The following is a 19337-nucleotide window of genomic DNA, read 5'->3' as shown; positions in this document are numbered from 1 at the left end:
GAGGGAGTGCATCGTGGTCAAGGAGCCTGGGAAGTCGACGCTGGCCGACAAGATCGACCGGCTGTTCCACGTGGTCCGCAGACCCGATCGTGAGCCGTACAGCAACGAAGAGGTCGCGAAGGCGTGCCGCGAGGCAACGGGCGAGAGCTTTTCGACGACGTACTTGTGGCAGCTGCGCACGGGCCGCCGCGACAACCCGACGAAGCGTCATCTGGAGGCGCTGGCCCAGTTCTTCGGAGTCCCTCCGGCATACTTCTTCGACGACGAGCAGAGCACGAAGATCGCGGAAGAGCTGGCCCTGCTGGGAGCGTTGCGCGACGCGGGGGTCCGGGACCTGGCGCTGCGAGCGGTGACGCTGTCGTCGGACGGCTTGGACACGATCAGCGACATGATCGACGCGATAGCCCGAAGGGAGGCAGGTCGCGGCACACCGAAGAGGGAGGGCTGAGGTGACGGCTTCCGTGGGGTGCCGCCCGGCCGCCGAGCCTTGCCGGCTGACCGCTGCGCGAACGCGGCTTCTGGTGGACGGCTTCGCCTCGGCACTCGATCGGCAGGGCCTGTCCGCGACCTCAGCCGAAACTCGCGGTCTCGATCTTCCTCCCTTCGCGTATCCCCGCCGCCGCCTTCGCGTTGAACCGGCGAGGCCGTGGGGGCGCGGCATGAGGGAGGGCTGACTTGACGCAACCGTCCGGGCGCCGGCGTGCGGGGCGCGCTCTGTGGAAGCGGGCTCGGGAAGTCGCCGATTCCGTTGCCCTGCCCGAACCCTTCGATGCCGAGGCGTTCGTCGCGAGCCTCGCCGTCACCCGGGGGCGGCCCATCGAGCTCATGCCCGTCAGCGCCCCCGAAGGCGCTCCCTGCGGGTTGCTCATGAGCACCGAACGCGCCGACTACATCCTCTACCCGACCAACACCACCGCCCTGCACCGGCGGCACATCCTGCTCCACGAGGTCGGCCACCTGCTCTGCGGCCACACCGGCGCCGACGGTGGCGCGGACGGCGTCGCCATCGACGCCGCCGCGGGGCGGCAGCTCATGCCGAACCTCTCGCCCGAGCTCGTCCGGCGCGTGCTCGGCCGCACCACCTACACCGAGGTCCAGGAACGCGAAGCCGAGCTCGTCGCGAGCCTGCTCGCGCAACGCGCCGTGCGGCCCGAAGAGCCGCGCGAGCTCGCGGCCGACGTCCCGGACGGCGTGCGGCGCTTCGACTCCCTCTTCGGCGGCCGGTCCCGCCGCCGGGCGCCGTGATCGAGACCCTGGCCTACCACCTCTGCCTGGTGGGGTTCGCCGGGTTCGGGTACAAGCTCGTCGAGGCGCGCCGCAGCCAGCCGGTGCGCACCATGTGGTTCCTCGCCGGGTTCGGCATCTGCATCGCCACCGGCATCGTCGTGCTGACACCCGCGACGGCCGCCCTCGCCGGGCCCGGCCCGGTCGCCGAGTGGGTGCTGAGCCTGGCCGGCGACGAGCTCAAGCTGGGCGCGATCGGGTTCGCCGTCGCGTTCACGCAGTCCGTGTGGCGCGGCGAAGGCGCCCGCCTCGCCCCGCACGCGCTGTTCACCGGCGCCACCATGGTGCTGCTCGCCGTCTGCTTCGCGCTTTCCGAGCCGCGACGCGTCGGCGACGACACGGTCTTCTCCGCCGACGGCTTGCCGTACGCCCTGGCCGACAAGGTCGTCTTCCTGGTCTACAGCCTGATCAGCCTCGGTCTGCTGATCACGGTGTTCGCCCGCAGCGCGTGGCACGCGGAGCCCGGCCCGCTGCGCGCCGGGCTGTGGTTGCTGCTGATCGGCGTGGTGGCGGCGTTCGCGTGGACGTTCTGGGACGTCGACGACGTCCGCGCCCTCGCCCGGACCGGCCGGATCGGCGCGCGCGAGGACCTGCCGTCCTCGGTGCTCGCCGCGGCGACGATCGGGTTCGTCGCCGCCGGCGCGACGCTCTCCGCGTGGGCGCCGGCAGTGTCGTCGGTGGTCGGCCGGGTGCGGGCGTACCGCGCGTACCGCCGCATCGAGCCACTGTGGACGGCGTTGCGCGCGGCGGTGCCGGGCATCGCGCTCGACCCGGGCCGCGAACTGGCGGGCGGCGCCGAATTCGCGTTGTACCGCCGGGTGATCGAGATCCGCGACGGCCACCTGGCGCTGCGGGCCCACTTCGACCCGGACCTCCCGGCCCGCGCGGAAACGGAGGCCCGCCGCGCCGGCGTCCGCGAAGCCGACCTCGCGCCGACGGTCGAGGCGGTGGCCCTGGCCGCGGCGATCGAGGCGGGCCGCGAGGGCCGCCGCTTCGAGGCGGCACGACGCGAGCCCGGCGACCTGCGGGAAGCCGACGCGAACGTCGAGGCCGAAGCGGCCTGGCTGGTCCGGGTCAGCCGCGCCTGGCAACGGGTCGTGAGTGGGAAACAGGGTTAGAACACTGTTTCCCACTCACGACGGGTAGCGCGCCCCGGTGACCGTCACCCGCAGCGTGTAGACCGAACTCGACGCCGTGATGAACAGCTCGTTGCGCCTCGCGCCGCCGAACGTGAAGTTCGAGCAGATCTCCGGCACCCGCAGCTTGCCGATCAGCGTGCCGTCCGCCGCGAAGCAGTGCAGGCCGTCGTGGGCCGCGGCCCAGACCTGGCCTTCGCTGTCGACGCGGACGCCGTCGAACACGCCGTTGTCGCACGTCCCGAAGATCTCGCCGCCCGACAGTTCGCCTCCGGCGCCGACGCGGAACACGCGGATGTGGCTGGGCTGCTGCCGGGTGTCCACTATGTACAGCAGCGACTCGTCGGCCGAGAACGCCAGCCCGTTCGGCCGCGAGAAGTCGTCCGCGACGATCCGCACCTCGCCCGAGGAGTCGACGCGGTACACGTGGCACGCGCCGATTTCGCTCTCCGCCCGGTACCCCTCGTAGTCGCTGTCGATGCCGTAACTCGGGTCGGTGAACCAGATTGACCCGTCCGAGTGCTCGACGACGTCGTTCGGGCTGTTGAACCGCTTTCCCTCGAACTCCGCGGCCAGCACGGTGATCGAGCCGTCGTGCTCGGTGCGCGTGACGCGGCGGGTGCCCTGCTCGCAGCTGATCAGCCGTCCGTGGCGGTCGACAGTGTGTCCGTTCGAGTACTGCGACGGCTGCCGGAAGACGCCCACCTCGCCGGTCGTCTCGTCCCAGCGCAGCGTGCGGTCGTTCGGGATGTCGCTGAACACGAGGTAGCGCCCCGCCGGGAAGTAGGCAGGTCCTTCGGTCCAGCGGCAGCCGGTGTGCAGGCGCTGCATCCACTCGTCGCCGTTGACGCGTGCGAAGCGCTCGTCGAGCACTTCGAAGTCCGTCTTGACCAGATCCATCCGCTCACCCCTAATGAGATTCTGCGACAAGCATGTATCGCCGAACCTGATATGGTCAAGAGGTGGACGACGTGGATCGCATGCTGCTCGCCGAACTCCAGCAGGACGCGACGCAGGCCTACGCCGCACTCGGCAAAGCCGTCGGCCTTTCCGCCGGGGCGGCCCACGAGCGCGTCCGGAAGCTGCGCGAGCAGGGGGTGATCCGCCGGACCGCGGTGGACGTCGACCCCGTCGCGGTCGGCCGCGGCGTCGCGGCGTACGTCCTCGTCGAGGCGAACGCCTGGATGGGGGACGAGCCGGTGCGCACGGCTCTCGAGGCGCTGCCCGAAGTGGTGGAGGCGCACGTCATCGCCGGACCGGCGGCACTGCTGGTCAAGGTGCGCACGCCGACGACCGAGCAGCTCCAGGCGTCGCTGCGCCGGCTCTTCGCGATCGACGGTGTCACCGGTACGCAGACGATCGTGGTCCTCGAATCCTTCTTCGAACGCCCGGTGGATCCCACCGCCTGAACGCGTTCGACACGCCGTTCGGCCCTCCGCCGTGCGCACTACTGTGCAATGCGTGGTACCTTCCCAAGCGTAAGACTGGAGGGTGCAGTGGAGATCAGTCAGCTGCTCAAAGGGGTGCTCGATCTGGCCGTGCTCGCGGTGCTCCGCGAGGAAGACGGCTACGGGTACGACGTCCTGCGAAGACTCAGGAGCGCCGGCCTGGACGAGGTGGGGGACGCGTCGGTGTACGGGACGTTGCGCAGGCTCTACAAGGGCGGCCTGCTCACCTCGTACGTGGTGCCCAGCGAAGAAGGCCCGCACCGCAAGTACTACAGCCTGAACGAGCCGGGCCGGGCCCGCCTCGCGGAGTCGGGCAAGACCTGGCAAAGCTTCGCATCGACGATGAACGTACTCCTGGGAGAGGCAGCATGAGCGAGAAGCCGACCGCCGTGCGGGTGTATCTGGCGCGGGTCCGCACCGCGCTCGCCGACCTGCCCGCGAACGAGATCGAAGAGATCCTCGAGGACGTCCGCCCGCACCTGGCGGAGCTCGAAGCCGAGCTGGGGGAGGGTGCCCGCGTCGAGGCCCTGATCGAACGGCTCGGCACGCCGGAGAGCTACGCCGCCGAGCTGCGCGCGTCCGGCGGGTACCCGGCGCCGGCCGAAGGTGCGACGCAGGTGCTCACCACCGCGAAGGCCCCGAGCCTCGCGAAACCGCGGATCGCGTTCTGGGGCCTGGTGCTCAGCGCCGTGGCGCTCGCGCTGTTCGCGTTCGCCGCCGCCGTGCGCATCGACCCGGACGCGCTGATCGGCGCCGCGCTCTTCCTGCCCGTTTTCCTCATCAGCTTCTTCCTGCTGCTGCGCGGCGGGGTCGAGCCGGTGCTGGCGCTGCCGGAAGTGGTGTGGCTGCGGCGGACGCTCGCCAAGGGCCACGAGCAGGAGGACTCCGGCAAGGCGTTGAGCTACCTCTCGTCGCTGAAGCCGGCGTGGTGGATCGTGTGCGCCGTCGTGCTGGTCGCCTTCGGGCTGCTGCTCATGCTGCGCGAGCCCGACGCCGTGCTCTTGCTGCCGTTCCTGCTCGTCGCGAGCGGCGCGGCGGTGTGGGCGGGCCCGCGGCTGCGCGGCGACCGGCGGCTGCTGTGGGTCGCGGTGCCGATCTCGGCGTTCGTGATCGGGGGCATCCTGGGCGGCTTCGGCGCGGCGGTCAGCCTCATCTCGAACCGGAACTCCTACTCGAGCTCGCCGTCGTACTACCCGTCGTCGTCCGACCGCTACGGCAACGAGCAGCTGACCTACGGCGGCAACGAGGTCGAGAACGTCTACGCGTTCGACGCCGAGGGCAAGCCGCTGACCGAGGTCTACCTCTACGACGAAGAGGGCCGGCCGCTCACGGTGACCCGCTACGGCTGCGAGCGGTCCAGCGGGACCAAGGAGAAGATCGGCGCGGACAACCGGTTCCCGCGGCCGAAGGTCGAGCAGGGCGTGACCGACGACCAGGGCAACTACAACGGCTACAACGGGTACCGCTCGGCCTGCCGCGAGGACGCGGGCGTGCCGTTCAGCGCGGCGATCCCGAAGGTGACGGCCCCGCCGACGACCCCGACGACCCCGGCGACATCGACACCGGCACCGACGACCACGCCCGCGACGACCACGCCGCCGCCGGCGACACCCACCAGGTAGAGCTTTCAGGAGCGGAGGTCGGGGCCGCTCCTGACGCGACGAAGGCCGCCTCCGGAGAACCGGGGGCGGCCTTCGATCTTTCCGTGCGTCAGTGGCCGAAGGCGCTGCGGGCGGCGAGGTCCGCCAGGAGGGCGCGGCCCTTTTCGGCGTTGCGGGGCTGGGACAGCACGTCGTAGCGGCGCGCCACCAGCTGGCTCTGCGAGATGAACCCGCGCTTGTTGCGGTTCACCGCGTAGCCGAGTGCACCGAACAGCAGGTTGAACCCGAGACCGGCGACGAGGCCGATCACGATCGGGACCAGGCCCGCGCCGGGGTTCAGCAGGCTGAGCACCAGGCCGAGGAACAGGCCGAACATCGCCCCGGACGTCGCCGCGCTGCCCAGGACCTTGCCCCAGGACATCTTCCCGGCGACGCGCTCGACGAGCATCGGCTCCACGCCCACGATCGTGACGTCGGTGACCGGGAAGTCCGTGCCCGCGAGGTGGTCGACCGCGCGCTGCGCCTGCTCGTAGGACTCGTAGGAACCGATCGGCCAGCCGGTGGGCATGGTGGGCAGCTGCGGCCGGGCCTGCTGCTGTCCGATCGTGTTCTGCTGCGTGAATGCTGTGGTCATCGATCTCACCTCTCCTGCCCCGTTCAACGTGGGAGTACCCGGAATTCCTCCCGTCGTGGCGAATTCACAGGCTCTTCTCAGCCGGGCAAACCGCGCATACCGCCGGCGGGGGCGAGCGGCTGGGCGGAGGGCAGGCCGGGGGTGCACGGGACGTGGCCGGCGGGCCGGGACGCCGGCTGCGGGGCGGGCGCCGAGCGCTGTCGCGGCGGCCGGACCGGGGAGGGCCGGCCGGGGGTGCCCACGATCGTCGACGCCGCCCACGCGATCGGGCTGCTCGGCCCGGACGACACGCTGCCGCCGCCGTCCGCGACTACGGGCCGCCCGCGCGCGGCCAGGGGTGTGCGGGACGTCGTGAACGACCCGTTCACCTCGCCGGACGCCATGAAGGAGTCGTTCATGACGTCCCGGCCCGCGCCACCACGTAATGGGTCAACAAAATACCTTTGTTCCGGTTGACCCCGGACCCATCACCGGGTAGGAAGAACCCGCAAAGGATTCGCATCAAACCTTTGGGGCGGCTGATGGCACGCAGGCGAGGCATGCTCACCCTCGACGAGCTCCGGGCGCGCGTGGACGCGGGCACGATCGACACCGTGCTCGTCGCGCTCACCGACATGCAGGGCAGGCTCCAGGGCAAGCGCTGCTCGGCGGAGTACTTCCTGGACGAGGTCGTCGGGCACGCCACCGAGGCCTGCAACTACCTCCTCGCCGTGGACGTCGACATGAACACCGTCGACGGCTACGCGCTCTCCTCCTGGGACAGCGGCTACGGCGACTTCGTGCTGCGCCCCGACTTCGACACCCTGCGGGAGATCCCCTGGCAGGAGGGCACCGCGCTGGTGCTGGCCGATGTCGAGCGCGTGCAGGGGGGCGCCGTGAGCGTGTCGCCGCGGCAGATCCTGCGCCGGCAGCTCGAGCGGCTCGCCGAGCGCGGCCTCGCCGCCTACGTCGGGACCGAGCTCGAGTTCATCGTCTTCGACGACACCTACGAAGCCGCCTGGGACAAGCGCTACCAGGGGCTCAAGCCGGCCAACCAGTACAACGTCGACTACTCGATGCTCGGCACCGCGCGCCTCGAGCCGCTGCTGCGCCGCATCCGCAACGAGATGGCCGGCGCCGGCCTCTACCCCGAGTCCGCCAAGGGCGAGTGCAACCCCGGCCAGCAGGAGATCGCCTTCCGCTACACCGACGCGCTCTCCACCTGCGACAACCACAGCGTCTACAAGAACGGCGCCAAGGAGATCGCCGCGCAGGAAGGCAAGAGCCTCACGTTCATGGCGAAGTACAACGAGCGCGAAGGCAACTCCTGCCACATCCACATCAGCCTGCGCTCCACCGAGGGCCGCGCCGTCCTGGCCGGGGACCACGACCACGGCTTCTCGACGCTGATGGAGCAGTTCCTCGCCGGCCAGCTCGCCGCGCTGCACGAGCTGACGTACTTCTTCGCCCCGAACATCAACTCCTACAAGCGGTTCATGCCCGGCAGCTTCGCGCCGACCGCGATCGCGTGGGGCACCGACAACCGCACGTGCGCGCTGCGCGTCGTCGGGCACGGCGAGTCGCTGCGCGTCGAAAACCGCGTGCCGGGCGGGGACGTCAACCCGTACCTCGCCGTCGCCGCGCTCATCGCCGCCGGCCTGCACGGCATCGAGAACGAGCTGGAGCTGGAAGAACCGTTCACCGGCAACGCCTACGACTCCGATCGCGACACCGTGCCGACGACGCTGCCCGCGGCCGCCGCCGCCCTCGCGAACAGCGACCTGGCCCGGGAAGCCTTCGGCGACGACGTCGTCGACCACTACCTGAACGCGGCGAAGATCGAGATCGACGCCTACAACGCCGCCGTCACCGACTGGGAGCTGATCCGTGGCTTCGAACGACTTTAAGCCCGTCGTCGGCCTCACCAGCTACCTCGAACCCGCCAAGTTCCTGGTCTGGGAGACCGAAGCCGTGCTGCTGCACCGGGTCTACGTCGATTGCGTCGTCGCGGCCGGCGGCATCCCGGTGCTGCTCCCGCCGGTGTCCGACGCCTACCAGAAGCTCGTGTCCACAGTGGACGCCCTCGTGCTCACCGGCGGCGCCGACGTCGAGCCGGAGCGCTACGGCCAGGAGCAGCACCCCACGACCTACACCCGGCCGAACCGGGACGCCTTCGAGTTCGGCCTGTTCGAAGCCGCGCGCGAAGCCGGCAAGCCGGTGCTCGGCGTGTGCCGCGGCCTGCAGGTGATGAGCGTCGCCCTCGGCGGCACGCTCACCCAGCACCTGCCGGAAGCCCGCGACACCACCGAGCACCAGCCCGCGCCGGCGACGTTCGGCCGGGGGACCGTCACCCTGGCCGAGGGCAGCCAGGCCGCCGCGATCCTGGGGCCGGAGACCAAGACGCTCTGCTACCACCACCAGGCCGTCGACCGCCTCGGCGCCGGCCTGGAACCGGTCGGCTGGGCCGCCGACGGCACGATCGAGGCCGCCGAGATCCCGGGCGAGTTCACCCTGGGCGTCCAGTGGCACCCCGAGCAGGACAGCGACGACGTCCGGCTGTTCCAAGCCCTGGTCAAGGCGAGCAAGGAGAGGACATGACCAGCACGTTCGACGTCCGGAACCCGGCCACCGAGCAGGTGGTCCGGACGGTCCCGCTGACCAGCGCCGAGGAGACCGACGCGGCGATCGCCCGCGCGCGGGCGGCGTTCCCGGCCTGGCGCGACGTCACCCCCGGCGACCGCGCGCGGCTGCTGCGCCGCTTCGCCGACGCCGTCGAGGCCGACATCGAGAACCTCGCGCGGCTGGAGGTCGAGAACTCCGGGCACACCATCGGCAACGCCCGCTGGGAGGCGGGCAACGTCCGGGACGTCCTCAACTACTACTCCGCGGCCCCGGAACGCCTGATCGGCAAGCAGATCCCGGTGCCCGGCGGGGTCAACGTCACGTTCCAGGAGCCCCTCGGCGTGGTCGGCGTGATCGTGCCGTGGAACTTCCCGATGCCGATCGCCGGCTGGGGCTTCGCGCCCGCGCTCGCCGCCGGCAACACCGTCGTCCTCAAGCCCGCCGAGCTGACGCCGCTGACCGCGATCCGGCTGGCCGAGCTGGCGCGCGAGGCGGGCATCCCGGAGGACGTCTTCCAGGTGCTGCCCGGCAAGGGATCCGTTGTCGGGCAACGGTTCGTGGACCACCCGGGCGTGCGCAAGGTCGTCTTCACCGGCTCGACCGAGGTCGGCAAGCAGATCATGGCCGGCTGCTCGGCCCAGGTGAAGCGCGTGACCCTCGAACTCGGCGGCAAGAACGCGAACATCGTCTTCGCCGACTCCGACCTGGAGAAGGCCGCCGCGACCGCGCCCTACGGCGTCTTCGACAACGCGGGCCAGGACTGCTGCGCCCGCTCGCTGATCCTGGTGCAGGCGAGCGCGTACGACCGCTTCATGGAACTCCTGGAGCCCGCGGTGCACGGCGTCGTCGTCGGCGACCCCGGCGACGAAAAGACCGAGATGGGCCCGCTGATTTCGGCGTCACACCGGGAGAAGGTGGCTTCCTACGTCCCGGACGACGCACCCGTCGCGTTCCGGGGCAGCGCGCCCGCCGGCCCCGGCTACTGGTTCCCGCCGACCGTCCTCACCCCGCCCGACCTGCGGCACCCGGCCGTGGCGGAGGAGGTGTTCGGCCCGGTCGTCGCCGTCGTGCCGTTCGCCGAAGAAGCCGACGCGGTCCGGATGGCCAACGCGACCGAGTACGGCCTGTCCGGGTCGATCTGGACCCGCGACGCCGGCCGCGCGTTCCGCGTCGCGCGTGGTGTCGAAGCCGGGAACTTGTCGGTCAACTCGCACTCGTCGGTGCGCTACTGGACGCCGTTCGGCGGGTTCAAGCAGTCCGGCCTCGGCCGCGAGCTGGGCCCCGACGCCGCGGCGGCGTTCACCGAAACCAAGAACGTCTTTCTCAGCACGGAGGAGTAATGGTCCAGCGTTTCGAAGGCCGCGTCGCGGTGATCACCGGCGGCGCGAGCGGCATCGGGCTCGCCTCGGCCCGCCGCCTGGCGAGCGAAGGCGCGAAGGTCGTCATCGCGGACCTGACGCCGGCCGAGGGCAAGGCGGTCGCCGACGAGATCGGCGGCGCGTTCATCCAGACCGACGTCACCGACGCCGAACAGGTCGAGAACCTGTTCCACAGCACGGTCGAGCAGTTCGGCTCGGTCGACGTCGCGTTCAACAACGCCGGGATCTCGCCGCCCGAGGACGACTCCATCCTGACCACCGGCATCGACGCCTGGGAGCGGGTGCAGCGCGTCAACCTGACGTCGGTGTACCACTGCTGCAAGGCCGTCCTGCCGCACATGCAGCGCCAAGGTCGCGGTTCGATCATCAACACGGCGTCGTTCGTCGCGGTGATGGGCGCGGCGACGTCGCAGATCTCCTACACCGCGTCCAAGGGCGGGGTGCTGGCGATGAGCCGTGAGCTGGGTATCCAGTTCGCGCGGGAGAACATCCGCGTCAACGCGCTGTGCCCGGGGCCGGTGAACACGCCGCTGCTCAAGGAGCTGTTCGCGAAGGACCCGGAACGCGCGGCGCGGCGGCTGGTCCACGTGCCGGTCGGCCGGTTCGCCGAGCCGTCGGAGATCGCGGCCGCGGTCGCGTTCCTGGCCAGCGACGACGCCAGCTTCATCACGGCGTCCCAGTTCCTGGTCGACGGCGGCATCTCCGGCGCGTACGTCACCCCGCTCTAACGCTTGGTCGGTTTCTTGACGCCGTAGACCTCCCGCAGGTAGTTCCAGGCGGCGTTGAGCTTCTTGCGCTCTTCGGACACGAGCTTTTCGCGGCGGCGCAGCACGCGGACGGCGATCTCGGAGGCGAGGAAGGCACCGGCGGCGAAGGTCAGCACGCCGACGATGAGCGTCAGGGCGATGATGGTGGTGGTCATGGTGACCAGCGTCGACGCCGGTCGGGCGATTCGTCCCTGCGCAAAGCTAGCGGGTTTCGTTAGCTTTGTGAGGTGACGCACTGGCGCGCCGGCGAGTGGGCGGAAGCGGTCCGGACGGGCATCCGCGCGAGGGGGCTCTCCCTCGACGAGGCCGCCCGCCGGATCGGCGTTCCGACGTCGACGCTGCGCAGCTGGATCGAACACCGGCACGCGCCGAAGGTGACCGTCTTCGACCACTGGGCGCAGCTCGCCGAGGTCACCGGCCTCGGCGAGGCCGAGCTGCTGCGCGTCGCCGGCGTGCTGCCCGACTCCCTCGCGTCGCCGGTCCACGTCGCGCAGGCGGCGAAGGCGCTGCGGGAGGGCATCGACCAGGCCGGGCAGTTCCTCCGGCAGGCGACGGCGCTCGTCTACTCCTCGCCCGGCACTCAGGTGGCCAACGCGATCGCCGCGTCGCCGATCGACTGGGAGATGCGGATCCGCTCGGCCACCCGCGGTGACGAAGTGCGCGTCACCTACCACCACTACGTCGGGATCGTGCCGCCGCGGGACTTCCCGTTTTCCGAGGCCGAAACGCGCAGGATCCTCGAGCACGACATCCTCGGCGAGCTGTGGCGCTCGCTCGGGCTCTACTGGCGGGTCGCCGAGGTGCACGACTGGCACGAGCCGCCGCGGCTGGTCATCCAGGTGCCCGAGCAGGAGGCGACGCGCCCGCCCGCGCCGTCGCCGGTGGTCGCCGCGCCGCCGGTCGTGGTGCTGTCGCCGATCTGGGGGTACGGCGAGCTGCTGGCGTCCCTGGTCGCCGACGGCCTCGGGTTCGGCAACGTCGACTTCCGCTACTTCGGCCTCCCGGACGCGATGGCCGACCGCGTCCGGATCACCGCCCGCGAGCTGGCCGAACCCGCGCCGCGCCTGGTGCACTCGGTGCCGCCGATCATGCTGCTGCACGGACTGGCCGTGCCGGACCTGACCGGCCGCCTCCCGGTCGTCGTCCGCTACGGCCCCCGCATGCGGGCGCGGGCGGCGCGGATCTACCGATCGGCGCTGGTGGAGGCGGGGTTTGCCGACCCGCTGGAGGGGGCGCGGGCGATCGAGGAGGCGATCGCGGTCCCGCCGGGCTGCGCGTACTTCGAGGTGACGCTCGCCGACGAGGACGTCTTCGACGGCGACCACCCCTCGCTGGACCGGCTCAACGACTCGGTGGCGTGGCTCGCCGAGCAGATCGTCGAGCGGGTGCTGCTGAGTGCCGGGCACCCGCCGGTGCCGCTGGGCGGGCCGCTGAAACGCCTGGTCCTGCCTTCGGGGAGAGTCCGCAGGCCGCCGGCGCTGGCCGGCCAGGTCGCGCACCGGGTCGCGGAAACGACGTGAATGACTCATTCATGTCGCCAGGCGACATGAATGAGTCATTCACGTCGTCGAGGGCCGGTCGAGGATCACTGTGGCGTTGCCCGGGTGAAGTAGACGGACCTCGAACCCGGCAGGTACCGTGACCGTCACAACTGCAGATCGGGCCGTAGAGCCGGGGCGGGAGAGCCCCCACGAAGTCAGTGGGGCACCGAAGGAGCAAACTCCCCAGAATCTCTCAGGTACCTGTTACCGCTTCGCGCGAGGCCACTCTGGAAAGCAGGCGCACCCGCGCCTCACCCAAGGTGAAAGCCGTGTCTCCCACGGTGAAACTCTCAGGTGCCATGACAGAGGGGGAGTTCCCAGCGCACCGTTGTGTGCCCAGGCCCGAGGAGCTCCCCATCACTTCCACGCAGTTCGACGCCCGCCACATCGGCCCGTCCGAGGCCGAACGCGCGAAGATGCTGGCCGAGTGCGGCTACGGCAGCCTGGACGCCCTCGTCGGCGCCGCCGTCCCGAGCGCGATCCGCGCGACCCGCGAACTCACGCTGCCGCCCGCCGCGTCCGAAGAGGACGCCACCGCGGAGCTGCGCGCCCTCGCCGCGCGCAACCGGCCGATGACGCAGATGATCGGCCTCGGCTACTCCGACACCGTGACGCCCGGCGTGATCCGACGCAACGTCCTCGAGAACCCGGCCTGGTACACCGCGTACACGCCCTACCAGCCGGAAATCTCCCAGGGCCGCCTCGAAGCGCTCCTCAACTTCCAGACGATGGTCGCCGACCTGACCGGCCTGGCCATGGCGAACGCGTCCCTGCTGGACGAGTCGACCGCCGTCGCCGAAGCCGTCACGCTGATGCGCCGCGCGTCGAAGTCCAAGTCCAACAAGGTCGTCCTCGACGCCGAGTGCCTGCCGCAGACCATCGCCGTCGTGCGCACCCGCGTCGAGGCCCTCGGCATCGAGGTCGAGGTCCGCGACCTGCTGACCGGCCTGCCGGACGATTTCTTCGGCGTCGTCGTCCAGTACCCCGGCGCGTCCGGCGTGCTGCGCGGCCGCGGCTTCTACCACGCGATCTCCGAGTCGGCGAAGGCCGCGGGCGCGCTGTTCACCGTCGCCGCGGACCTCCTCTCGCTCACCCTGATCACCTCGCCCGGCGAGTTCGGCGCGGACGTCGCCGCCGGCTCGACGCAGCGGTTCGGCGTCCCGCTCGGCTACGGCGGCCCGCACGCCGGGTACATGTCCGTCCGCGCCGGACTCGAGCGCTCGCTGCCCGGGCGCCTGGTCGGCGTCTCGGTCGACGCCGACGGCAACTCGGCCTACCGCCTCGCGCTGCAGACGCGTGAGCAGCACATCCGCCGCGAGAAGGCGACGTCGAACATCTGCACCGCACAGGTCCTCCCGGCCGTGCTGGCCGCGATGTACGCGGTCTACCACGGCCCGGACGGCCTGAAGAAGATCGCCCAGCGCGTCCACGGTCTCGCCGCGGGCTTCGCCGGCGCCCTGCGCAGGGACGGCGTCGAGGTCGTGCACGAGTCCTTCTTCGACACGGTCGTCGCGCGCGTCCCGGGCCGGGCCGCCGAGGTCCACGCGGCCGCCCGCGAGGCCGGGATCAACCTCGGCCACGTCGACGCCGACCACGTCCGCGTCGCGTTCGACGAGGTCAGCACCCCCGCGATCACCGCGAAGGTCCTGCAGGCCTTCAAGGTCGAGGCCGACGTCCGAGACGGCGTCGCGCTGCCGAACGGCTTGGCCCGCGAGAGCGGCTTCATGGGCCACGAGGTCTTCGGCACCCACCGCTCCGAGACGGCGATGCTGCGCTACCTGCGCAAGCTGTCCGATCTGGACTACGCGCTCGACCGCGGCATGATCCCGCTCGGCTCCTGCACGATGAAGCTCAACGCCACCACCGAGATGGAGCCGATCAGCTGGCGCGAGTTCGCCGGCATCCACCCGTTCGCCCCGGCCGAAGACGCTGCCGGGTACCACACGCTCGTCGAGCAGCTGGCCGGGTGGCTCGCCGAGGTCACCGGGTACGACAAGGTGTCGCTGCAGCCGAACGCGGGCAGCCAGGGCGAGCTGGCCGGGCTCCTCGCGATCCGCGCGTACCACCGCGCGAACGGCGACGAGGCCCGGGACGTCTGCCTGATCCCGTCGTCCGCGCACGGCACCAACGCCGCTTCGGCGGTGCTGGCCGGCATGCGCGTGGTCGTCGTCAAGTGCACCGACGAGGGCAACGTCGACCTGGCCGACCTGCGGTCCAAGGTGGACACCCACCGCGACACCCTGGCCGCGATCATGGTCACCTACCCGTCGACCCACGGCGTGTACGAGCACGACATCGACGAGCTGGCCAAGATCGTCCACGACGGCGGCGGCCAGGTGTACGTCGACGGCGCGAACCTCAACGCCCTCCTCGGCCTGGCCAAGCCGGGCGAGTTCGGCGGCGACGTCTCGCACCTGAACCTGCACAAGACGTTCTGCATCCCGCACGGCGGTGGCGGCCCGGGTGTCGGCCCGGTCGCGGTGCGCGCACACCTCGCGCCGTTCCTGCCGAACCACCCGCTGCTCGACGCCGCCGGTCCCGCGACCGGCGTCGGCCCGATCAGCGGCGCGCCCTACGGCTCGGCGTCGATCCTGCCGATCTCCTGGGCCTACGTCCGGATGATGGGCGCGCCCGGCCTGACCGCGGCCACCAAGGTCGCCGTGCTGGCCGCGAACTACGTCGCTTCGCGGCTGGCGCCGCACTACCCGGTGCTCTACACCGGCCAGGACGGCCTGGTCGCGCACGAGTGCATCCTCGACCTGCGCCAGATCACCAAGGAGACCGGCGTGACGGTCGACGACGTCGCGAAGCGGCTCATCGACTACGGCTTCCACGCGCCGACGATGTCGTTCCCGGTCGCGGGGACGCTGATGGTCGAGCCGACCGAGTCCGAGGACCTGGGCGAGATCGACCGGTTCATCGCCGCGATGATCGCCATCCGCGCGGAGATCGACGAGGTGGCCAACGGTCGCTGGACCGCCGAGGAGTCGCCGCTGCGGGGCGCCCCGCACACCGCCGAGACGCTGGTCGGCGAGTGGGACAAGGCCTACGACCGCGAGCTGGCCGTGTACCCGGCCGGGGTGTCGCGCAAGAACAAGTACTGGCCGCCGGTCCGCCGCATCGACGGCGCCCGCGGTGACCGCAACCTCGTGTGCTCCTGCCCGCCCCTCAACGCTTACGAAGGCTGAACCCGTGTCACGAGAGACCTCCCTGCACGGAGTCCACAAGGGACTCGGTGCGCTGTTCACCGACTTCGCCGGCTGGTCCATGCCGGTCCGGTACGCCAGCGAACTGGCCGAGCACAAGGCCGTCCGCGAGGCGGCCGGGCTGTTCGACCTCTCGCACATGGCCGAAATCCACGTCACCGGGGCGCAGGCCGCGGACGTGCTGGACTTCGCGCTGGTCGGCAACCTGACCGGGGTCAAGCCGGGCCGGGCGCGGTACACGATGATCTGCAACGCGTCCGGTGGTGTGCTGGACGACCTGGTCGTCTACCGCCTGGGCGACGAGCACTACCTGGTCGTCGCGAACGCGGGCAACGCCAAGGTCGTCGCGGACGCGCTGGCCGAGCGCGTCGCGGGCTTCGACGCGGTCGTCGACGACCGCAGCGAGACCACCGCGCTGATCGCGGTCCAGGGCCCGAAGGCCGTCGAGATCCTCGGCGCGGTCACCGACGCCGACCTGGACGCGCTCAAGTACTACGCGAGCGTCCCGGCCTCGGTGAAGGGCCACGACGTCCTGCTCGCCCGCACCGGCTACACCGGCGAAGACGGCTTCGAGCTGTTCGTCGACGCCGACGAGGCACCGGCGCTGTGGCGCCTGCTGCTCGAGGCCGGCGAGCCGCACGGGCTGGTCCCGGCCGGCCTGGCCTGCCGCGACACGCTGCGGCTCGAAGCCGGGATGCCGTTGTACGGCAACGAACTCACCCTCGACCAGAGCCCGTTCGAAGCCGGGCTCGGCCGCGTCGTCAAGTTCGAAAAGCCGGGTGACTTCGTCGGCCGTTCGGCCCTCGAGGAGCGGTCCAAGCAGGACGTCCCGCGCGTGCGCGTCGGCCTTCGCGGGGCCGGGCGTCGCGCGCCGCGGCACGGGTACCAGCTGCTGGTGGACGGGACCGAGGTCGGCGAGGTGACCAGCGGCGCGCTGTCGCCCACGCTGGGTTACCCGATCGCGATGGCGTACGTCGATCGGGCGTACGCCGAGCCCGGCACCGAGCTCTCCGTCGACATCCGGGGCAGGATTGAGCCCGTCGAAGTCGTCGCCCTGCCCTTCTACTCCCGCGCGTAAGGACTCCCAGCTGTGAGCATCCCCGAGAACCTGCAGTACACCAAGGAACACGAGTGGCTGAAGGTCGAGGACGGCGTCGCCACCGTCGGCATCACCGCCTTCGCCGCCGAATCGCTCGGTGACATCGTGTTCGTCCAGCTGCCCGACGCCGGCGCGACCATCACCGCCGGCGAGGTGTTCGGCGAGGTCGAGTCGACCAAGTCGGTCAGCGAGCTGTACGCGCCGGTCTCCGGCGAGGTCGTCGAGGTGAACGGCACCACATCGGACACCCCCGAGGTCATCAACTCCGACCCGTACACCGAAGGATGGCTCCTCAAGGTGCGTCTGACCGGGGACGTGCCGGACCTGCTCGACGCCGCCGCGTACGCCGCGCACACCCAGGAGAACTGATGACGACGTTCGACCAGCACCTGTCCGAAGTCGACCCCGAGGTCGCCGCGGCCGTCGCCGACGAACTGACCCGCCAGCAGTCCACCCTGGAAATGATCGCGTCCGAGAACTTCGCGCCGCTGGGCGTGCTCGAAGCGCAGGGCTCGGTGCTGACCAACAAGTACGCGGAGGGCTACCCCGGCCGTCGCTACTACGGCGGCTGCGAGCACGTCGACGTCGTCGAGCAGCTCGCCATCGACCGCGCGAAGGCCCTCTTCGGCGCCGAGCACGCCAACGTCCAGCCGCACTCGGGCGCCCAGGCCAACGCGGCCGCGATGTTCGCCGTGCTCAAGCCGGGCGACACGATCCTCGGCCTCGACCTGGCGCACGGCGGGCACCTGACGCACGGGATGAAGATCAACTTCTCGGGCAAGCTGTACAACGTCGTCGCCTACCACGTCGACAAAGAGACCGGGATCGTCGACCTCGCCGAGATCGAGCGCCTGGCCGTCGAGCACCAGCCGAAGCTCATCATCGCCGGCTGGTCCGCCTACCCGCGTCAGCTCGACTTCGCCGAGTTCCGCCGCATCGCCGACCTCGTCGGCGCGCGCCTGATGGTGGACATGGCGCACTTCGCCGGGCTGGTCGCGGCCGGACTGCACCCGTCGCCGGTGCCGCACGCCGACATCGTCACCACGACCACGCACAAGACCCTCGGCGGTCCGCGCGGCGGCCTGATCCTGTCGCGCGAGGAGCTGGCGAAGAAGATCAACTCGGCGGTGTTCCCGGGGCAGCAGGGCGGGCCCCTGGAGCACGTCATCGCGGCCAAGGCCGTCGCGCTGAAGATCGCCGCGAGCGACGAGTTCCGCGAGCGTCAGGAGCGGACCCTCGAAGGCTCGCGGATCCTGGCCGCGCGGCTGTCGCAGGCGGACTGCGCTGACGCCGGTGTCCGGGTGCTGACCGGCGGCACCGACGTCCACCTGGTGCTCGTCGACCTCGTCCAGTCCACTCTGGACGGACAGCAGGCCGAGGACCGGCTGCACGAGGTCGGCATCACGGTCAACCGCAACGCCGTCCCGTTCGACCCGCGCCCGCCGATGATCACGTCGGGCCTGCGCATCGGCACGCCGGCGCTCGCCACGCGTGGGTTCCGGGCCGAGGACTTCACCGAGGTCGCCGACGTCATCGCGGAAGCGCTGAAGCCGGACTTCGACGACGCCCTGCGCTCGAAGCTGCGCGACCGCGTCGAGACCCTCGCCAAGAAGCACCCGCTGTACGCGGACCTTTCGCGATGAGCGCGTTGCCCGAGGGCCGGAAGCTGCTGCGTCTCGAGGTTCGCAACAGTGAGACGCCGATCGAGAAGAAGCCGTCGTGGATCAAGACGCGGGTGCGGATGGGGCCGGAGTTCACCGAACTCAAGGGCCTCGTGCGCCGCGAAGGTCTGCACACTGTTTGTGAAGAGGCCGGTTGTCCCAACATCTATGAGTGCTGGGAAGACCGTGAGGCCACGTTCCTGATCGGTGGCGACCAATGCACCCGCCGGTGTGACTTCTGCCAGATCGACACCGGTAAGCCTGCTGCCCTCGATCGCACTGAGCCTCGCAAGGTCGCGGAGTCCGTGCAGGCGATGGGTCTGCGGTACTCGACGGTCACCGGTGTGGCCCGGGATGACCTGCCCGATGGTGGCGCGTGGCTTTACGCGGAGACCGTGCGGCAGATCCACGCGTTGAACCCGGGTACTGGTGTCGAGCTGTTGATTCCGGACTTCAACGCGAATCCTGCTCAGCTGGCTGAGGTGTTCGGTTCGCGTCCGGAGGTCCTTGCTCACAACGTGGAGACGGTTCCGCGGATTTTCAAGCGGATCCGTCCCGGTTTCCGGTACGCGCGGTCGCTTGAGGTGATCACGGCGGCGCGTGAGGCCGGTTTGGTGACGAAGTCGAACCTGATCCTGGGCATGGGTGAGACCCCTGACGAGGTGGCTCCGGCGATGCAGGACCTGGTCGACGCGGGGTGCGAGATCTTGACGATCACGCAGTACCTGCGTCCCTCTGCGCGGCACCACCCGGTGGACCGCTGGGTGAAGCCGGAGGAGTTCGTCGAGCACTCCAAGGCTGCGGAGGCGATGGGTTTCGCCGGTGTCATGGCGGGTCCGTTGGTGCGGTCGTCGTACCGCGCGGGACGGCTCTACGCCCAGACCAAGGGTTACCGTGGAGAGGAGCTGCCGGAGAACCTGCGGCACCTCGCCGACCAGGGCCCGGCCGCGCAAGAAGCCAGCTCCCTGCTGGCGCGATAG

20 protein-coding genes and 1 riboswitch are annotated in these 19337 nt (G+C 70.7%); of the genes, 16 read left to right on the top strand and 4 right to left on the bottom strand.

Translation table 11 applies throughout. The features are described 5' to 3' along the window. The first annotated feature begins 13 nt into the window (after nucleotides 1-13). The 3 genes from ACIQWX_RS42010 to ACIQWX_RS42000 all read left to right on the top strand — a co-directional run bounded on the left by ACIQWX_RS42010 (nucleotide 14) and on the right by ACIQWX_RS42000 (nucleotide 2402). A complete protein-coding gene (locus tag ACIQWX_RS42010) occupies nucleotides 14-448 on the top strand; it encodes a helix-turn-helix domain-containing protein (RefSeq protein WP_400883778.1) in 435 nt (144 codons plus the stop codon). A 266-nt stretch (nucleotides 449-714) separates the two neighbouring features. Then, nucleotides 715-1245, top strand: coding sequence for a hypothetical protein (locus ACIQWX_RS42005; protein ID WP_400884338.1), 531 nt, complete (start codon nucleotides 715-717; stop codon nucleotides 1243-1245). Then, complete coding sequence (locus tag ACIQWX_RS42000; RefSeq protein WP_400883776.1) at nucleotides 1242-2402, top strand: MAB_1171c family putative transporter; 1161 nt, start codon at nucleotides 1242-1244, stop codon at nucleotides 2400-2402. Before ACIQWX_RS42005 ends, ACIQWX_RS42000 begins: the two co-directional genes overlap by 4 nt. Before the next feature lie 15 nt (nucleotides 2403-2417). Here ACIQWX_RS42000 and ACIQWX_RS41995 read toward each other — a convergent pair whose 3' ends face one another. After that, nucleotides 2418-3320 (bottom strand): SMP-30/gluconolactonase/LRE family protein, encoded by a 903-nt coding sequence (locus ACIQWX_RS41995; RefSeq protein WP_400883773.1) that lies wholly within the window; start codon nucleotides 3318-3320, stop codon nucleotides 2418-2420. 62 nt (nucleotides 3321-3382) lie between these two features. Here ACIQWX_RS41995 and ACIQWX_RS41990 point away from each other — a divergent pair, with 62 nt between their 5' ends. From ACIQWX_RS41990 to ACIQWX_RS41980, 3 genes are all read left to right on the top strand, one after another. After that, nucleotides 3383-3829 carry an Lrp/AsnC family transcriptional regulator gene (locus ACIQWX_RS41990; protein ID WP_400883770.1) on the top strand — a complete coding sequence of 149 codons (447 nt, stop codon included), beginning with the start codon at nucleotides 3383-3385 and terminating at the stop codon, nucleotides 3827-3829. An 87-nt stretch (nucleotides 3830-3916) separates the two neighbouring features. Beyond that, entirely contained in the window at nucleotides 3917-4240 is a 324-nt protein-coding gene (locus ACIQWX_RS41985; RefSeq protein WP_400883767.1) for a PadR family transcriptional regulator, read from the top strand. Further along, nucleotides 4237-5490 carry a DUF1700 domain-containing protein gene (locus tag ACIQWX_RS41980; RefSeq protein ID WP_400883764.1) on the top strand — a complete coding sequence of 418 codons (1254 nt, stop codon included), beginning with the start codon at nucleotides 4237-4239 and terminating at the stop codon, nucleotides 5488-5490. Before ACIQWX_RS41985 ends, ACIQWX_RS41980 begins: the two co-directional genes overlap by 4 nt. Before the next feature lie 88 nt (nucleotides 5491-5578). On the opposite strand, the gene ACIQWX_RS41975 is transcribed toward ACIQWX_RS41980, so the two are convergent. Both ACIQWX_RS41975 and ACIQWX_RS41970 read right to left on the bottom strand, forming a co-directional pair. Then, a complete protein-coding gene (locus tag ACIQWX_RS41975) occupies nucleotides 5579-6103 on the bottom strand; it encodes a general stress protein (protein ID WP_400883761.1) in 525 nt (174 codons plus the stop codon). A gap of 77 nt (nucleotides 6104-6180) precedes the next feature. Then, entirely contained in the window at nucleotides 6181-6501 is a 321-nt protein-coding gene (locus ACIQWX_RS41970; RefSeq protein WP_400883759.1) for a hypothetical protein, read from the bottom strand. A 123-nt stretch (nucleotides 6502-6624) separates the two neighbouring features. Here ACIQWX_RS41970 and ACIQWX_RS41965 point away from each other — a divergent pair, with 123 nt between their 5' ends. The 4 genes from ACIQWX_RS41965 to ACIQWX_RS41950 are packed head-to-tail and all read left to right on the top strand — an operon-like array spanning nucleotide 6625 to nucleotide 10811. After that, nucleotides 6625-7989, top strand: coding sequence for a glutamine synthetase family protein (locus ACIQWX_RS41965; RefSeq protein ID WP_400883757.1), 1365 nt, complete (start codon nucleotides 6625-6627; stop codon nucleotides 7987-7989). After that, entirely contained in the window at nucleotides 7970-8680 is a 711-nt protein-coding gene (locus tag ACIQWX_RS41960; RefSeq protein WP_400883754.1) for a gamma-glutamyl-gamma-aminobutyrate hydrolase family protein, read from the top strand. Before ACIQWX_RS41965 ends, ACIQWX_RS41960 begins: the two co-directional genes overlap by 20 nt. After that, nucleotides 8677-10044 (top strand): aldehyde dehydrogenase family protein, encoded by a 1368-nt coding sequence (locus ACIQWX_RS41955; RefSeq protein WP_400883751.1) that lies wholly within the window; start codon nucleotides 8677-8679, stop codon nucleotides 10042-10044. The genes ACIQWX_RS41960 and ACIQWX_RS41955 overlap by 4 nt, the downstream gene beginning before the upstream one ends. Next, nucleotides 10044-10811 (top strand): 3-oxoacyl-ACP reductase, encoded by a 768-nt coding sequence (locus ACIQWX_RS41950; protein WP_400883748.1) that lies wholly within the window; start codon nucleotides 10044-10046, stop codon nucleotides 10809-10811. The genes ACIQWX_RS41955 and ACIQWX_RS41950 overlap by 1 nt, the downstream gene beginning before the upstream one ends. Here the strand turns inward: ACIQWX_RS41950 and ACIQWX_RS41945 are convergent. Next, a complete protein-coding gene (locus tag ACIQWX_RS41945) occupies nucleotides 10808-11005 on the bottom strand; it encodes a hypothetical protein (protein ID WP_372670492.1) in 198 nt (65 codons plus the stop codon). The genes ACIQWX_RS41950 and ACIQWX_RS41945 overlap by 4 nt on opposite strands. 72 nt (nucleotides 11006-11077) lie before the next feature. Here ACIQWX_RS41945 and ACIQWX_RS41940 point away from each other — a divergent pair, with 72 nt between their 5' ends. The 6 genes from ACIQWX_RS41940 (at nucleotide 11078) to lipA (ending at nucleotide 19337) form a co-directional block, all read left to right on the top strand. After that, nucleotides 11078-12370 carry a helix-turn-helix domain-containing protein gene (locus ACIQWX_RS41940; protein WP_400883745.1) on the top strand — a complete coding sequence of 431 codons (1293 nt, stop codon included), beginning with the start codon at nucleotides 11078-11080 and terminating at the stop codon, nucleotides 12368-12370. Between the two features lie 238 nt (nucleotides 12371-12608). Then, a riboswitch (glycine riboswitch) is annotated at nucleotides 12609-12707 on the top strand. Beyond that, complete coding sequence (gene gcvP / locus ACIQWX_RS41935) at nucleotides 12691-15579, top strand: aminomethyl-transferring glycine dehydrogenase (protein WP_400883742.1); 2889 nt, start codon at nucleotides 12691-12693, stop codon at nucleotides 15577-15579. Its footprint overlaps the riboswitch before it by 17 nt. Before the next feature lie 4 nt (nucleotides 15580-15583). Then, a complete protein-coding gene (gene gcvT, locus ACIQWX_RS41930; RefSeq protein WP_400883739.1) occupies nucleotides 15584-16675 on the top strand; it encodes a glycine cleavage system aminomethyltransferase GcvT in 1092 nt (363 codons plus the stop codon). Nucleotides 16676-16687: 12 nt separating this feature from the next. Beyond that, nucleotides 16688-17065: a glycine cleavage system protein GcvH gene (gene gcvH / locus ACIQWX_RS41925; RefSeq protein ID WP_400883736.1), complete on the top strand. Its 378-nt coding sequence runs from the start codon at nucleotides 16688-16690 to the stop codon at nucleotides 17063-17065. After that, nucleotides 17065-18339: a serine hydroxymethyltransferase gene (gene glyA / locus ACIQWX_RS41920; protein ID WP_400883733.1), complete on the top strand. Its 1275-nt coding sequence runs from the start codon at nucleotides 17065-17067 to the stop codon at nucleotides 18337-18339. Before gcvH ends, glyA begins: the two co-directional genes overlap by 1 nt. Continuing rightward, nucleotides 18336-19337, top strand: a complete 1002-nt coding sequence (lipA, locus tag ACIQWX_RS41915) for a lipoyl synthase (protein WP_400883730.1) — start codon at nucleotides 18336-18338, stop codon at nucleotides 19335-19337. The genes glyA and lipA overlap by 4 nt, the downstream gene beginning before the upstream one ends.

This window comes from Amycolatopsis sp. NPDC098790, from assembly GCF_044759945.1.
Lineage (GTDB): Bacteria > Actinomycetota > Actinomycetes > Mycobacteriales > Pseudonocardiaceae > Amycolatopsis.
Note: the sequence above shows the minus strand (reverse complement) of the source record. Positions and strands in the feature narration are given on the sequence as shown.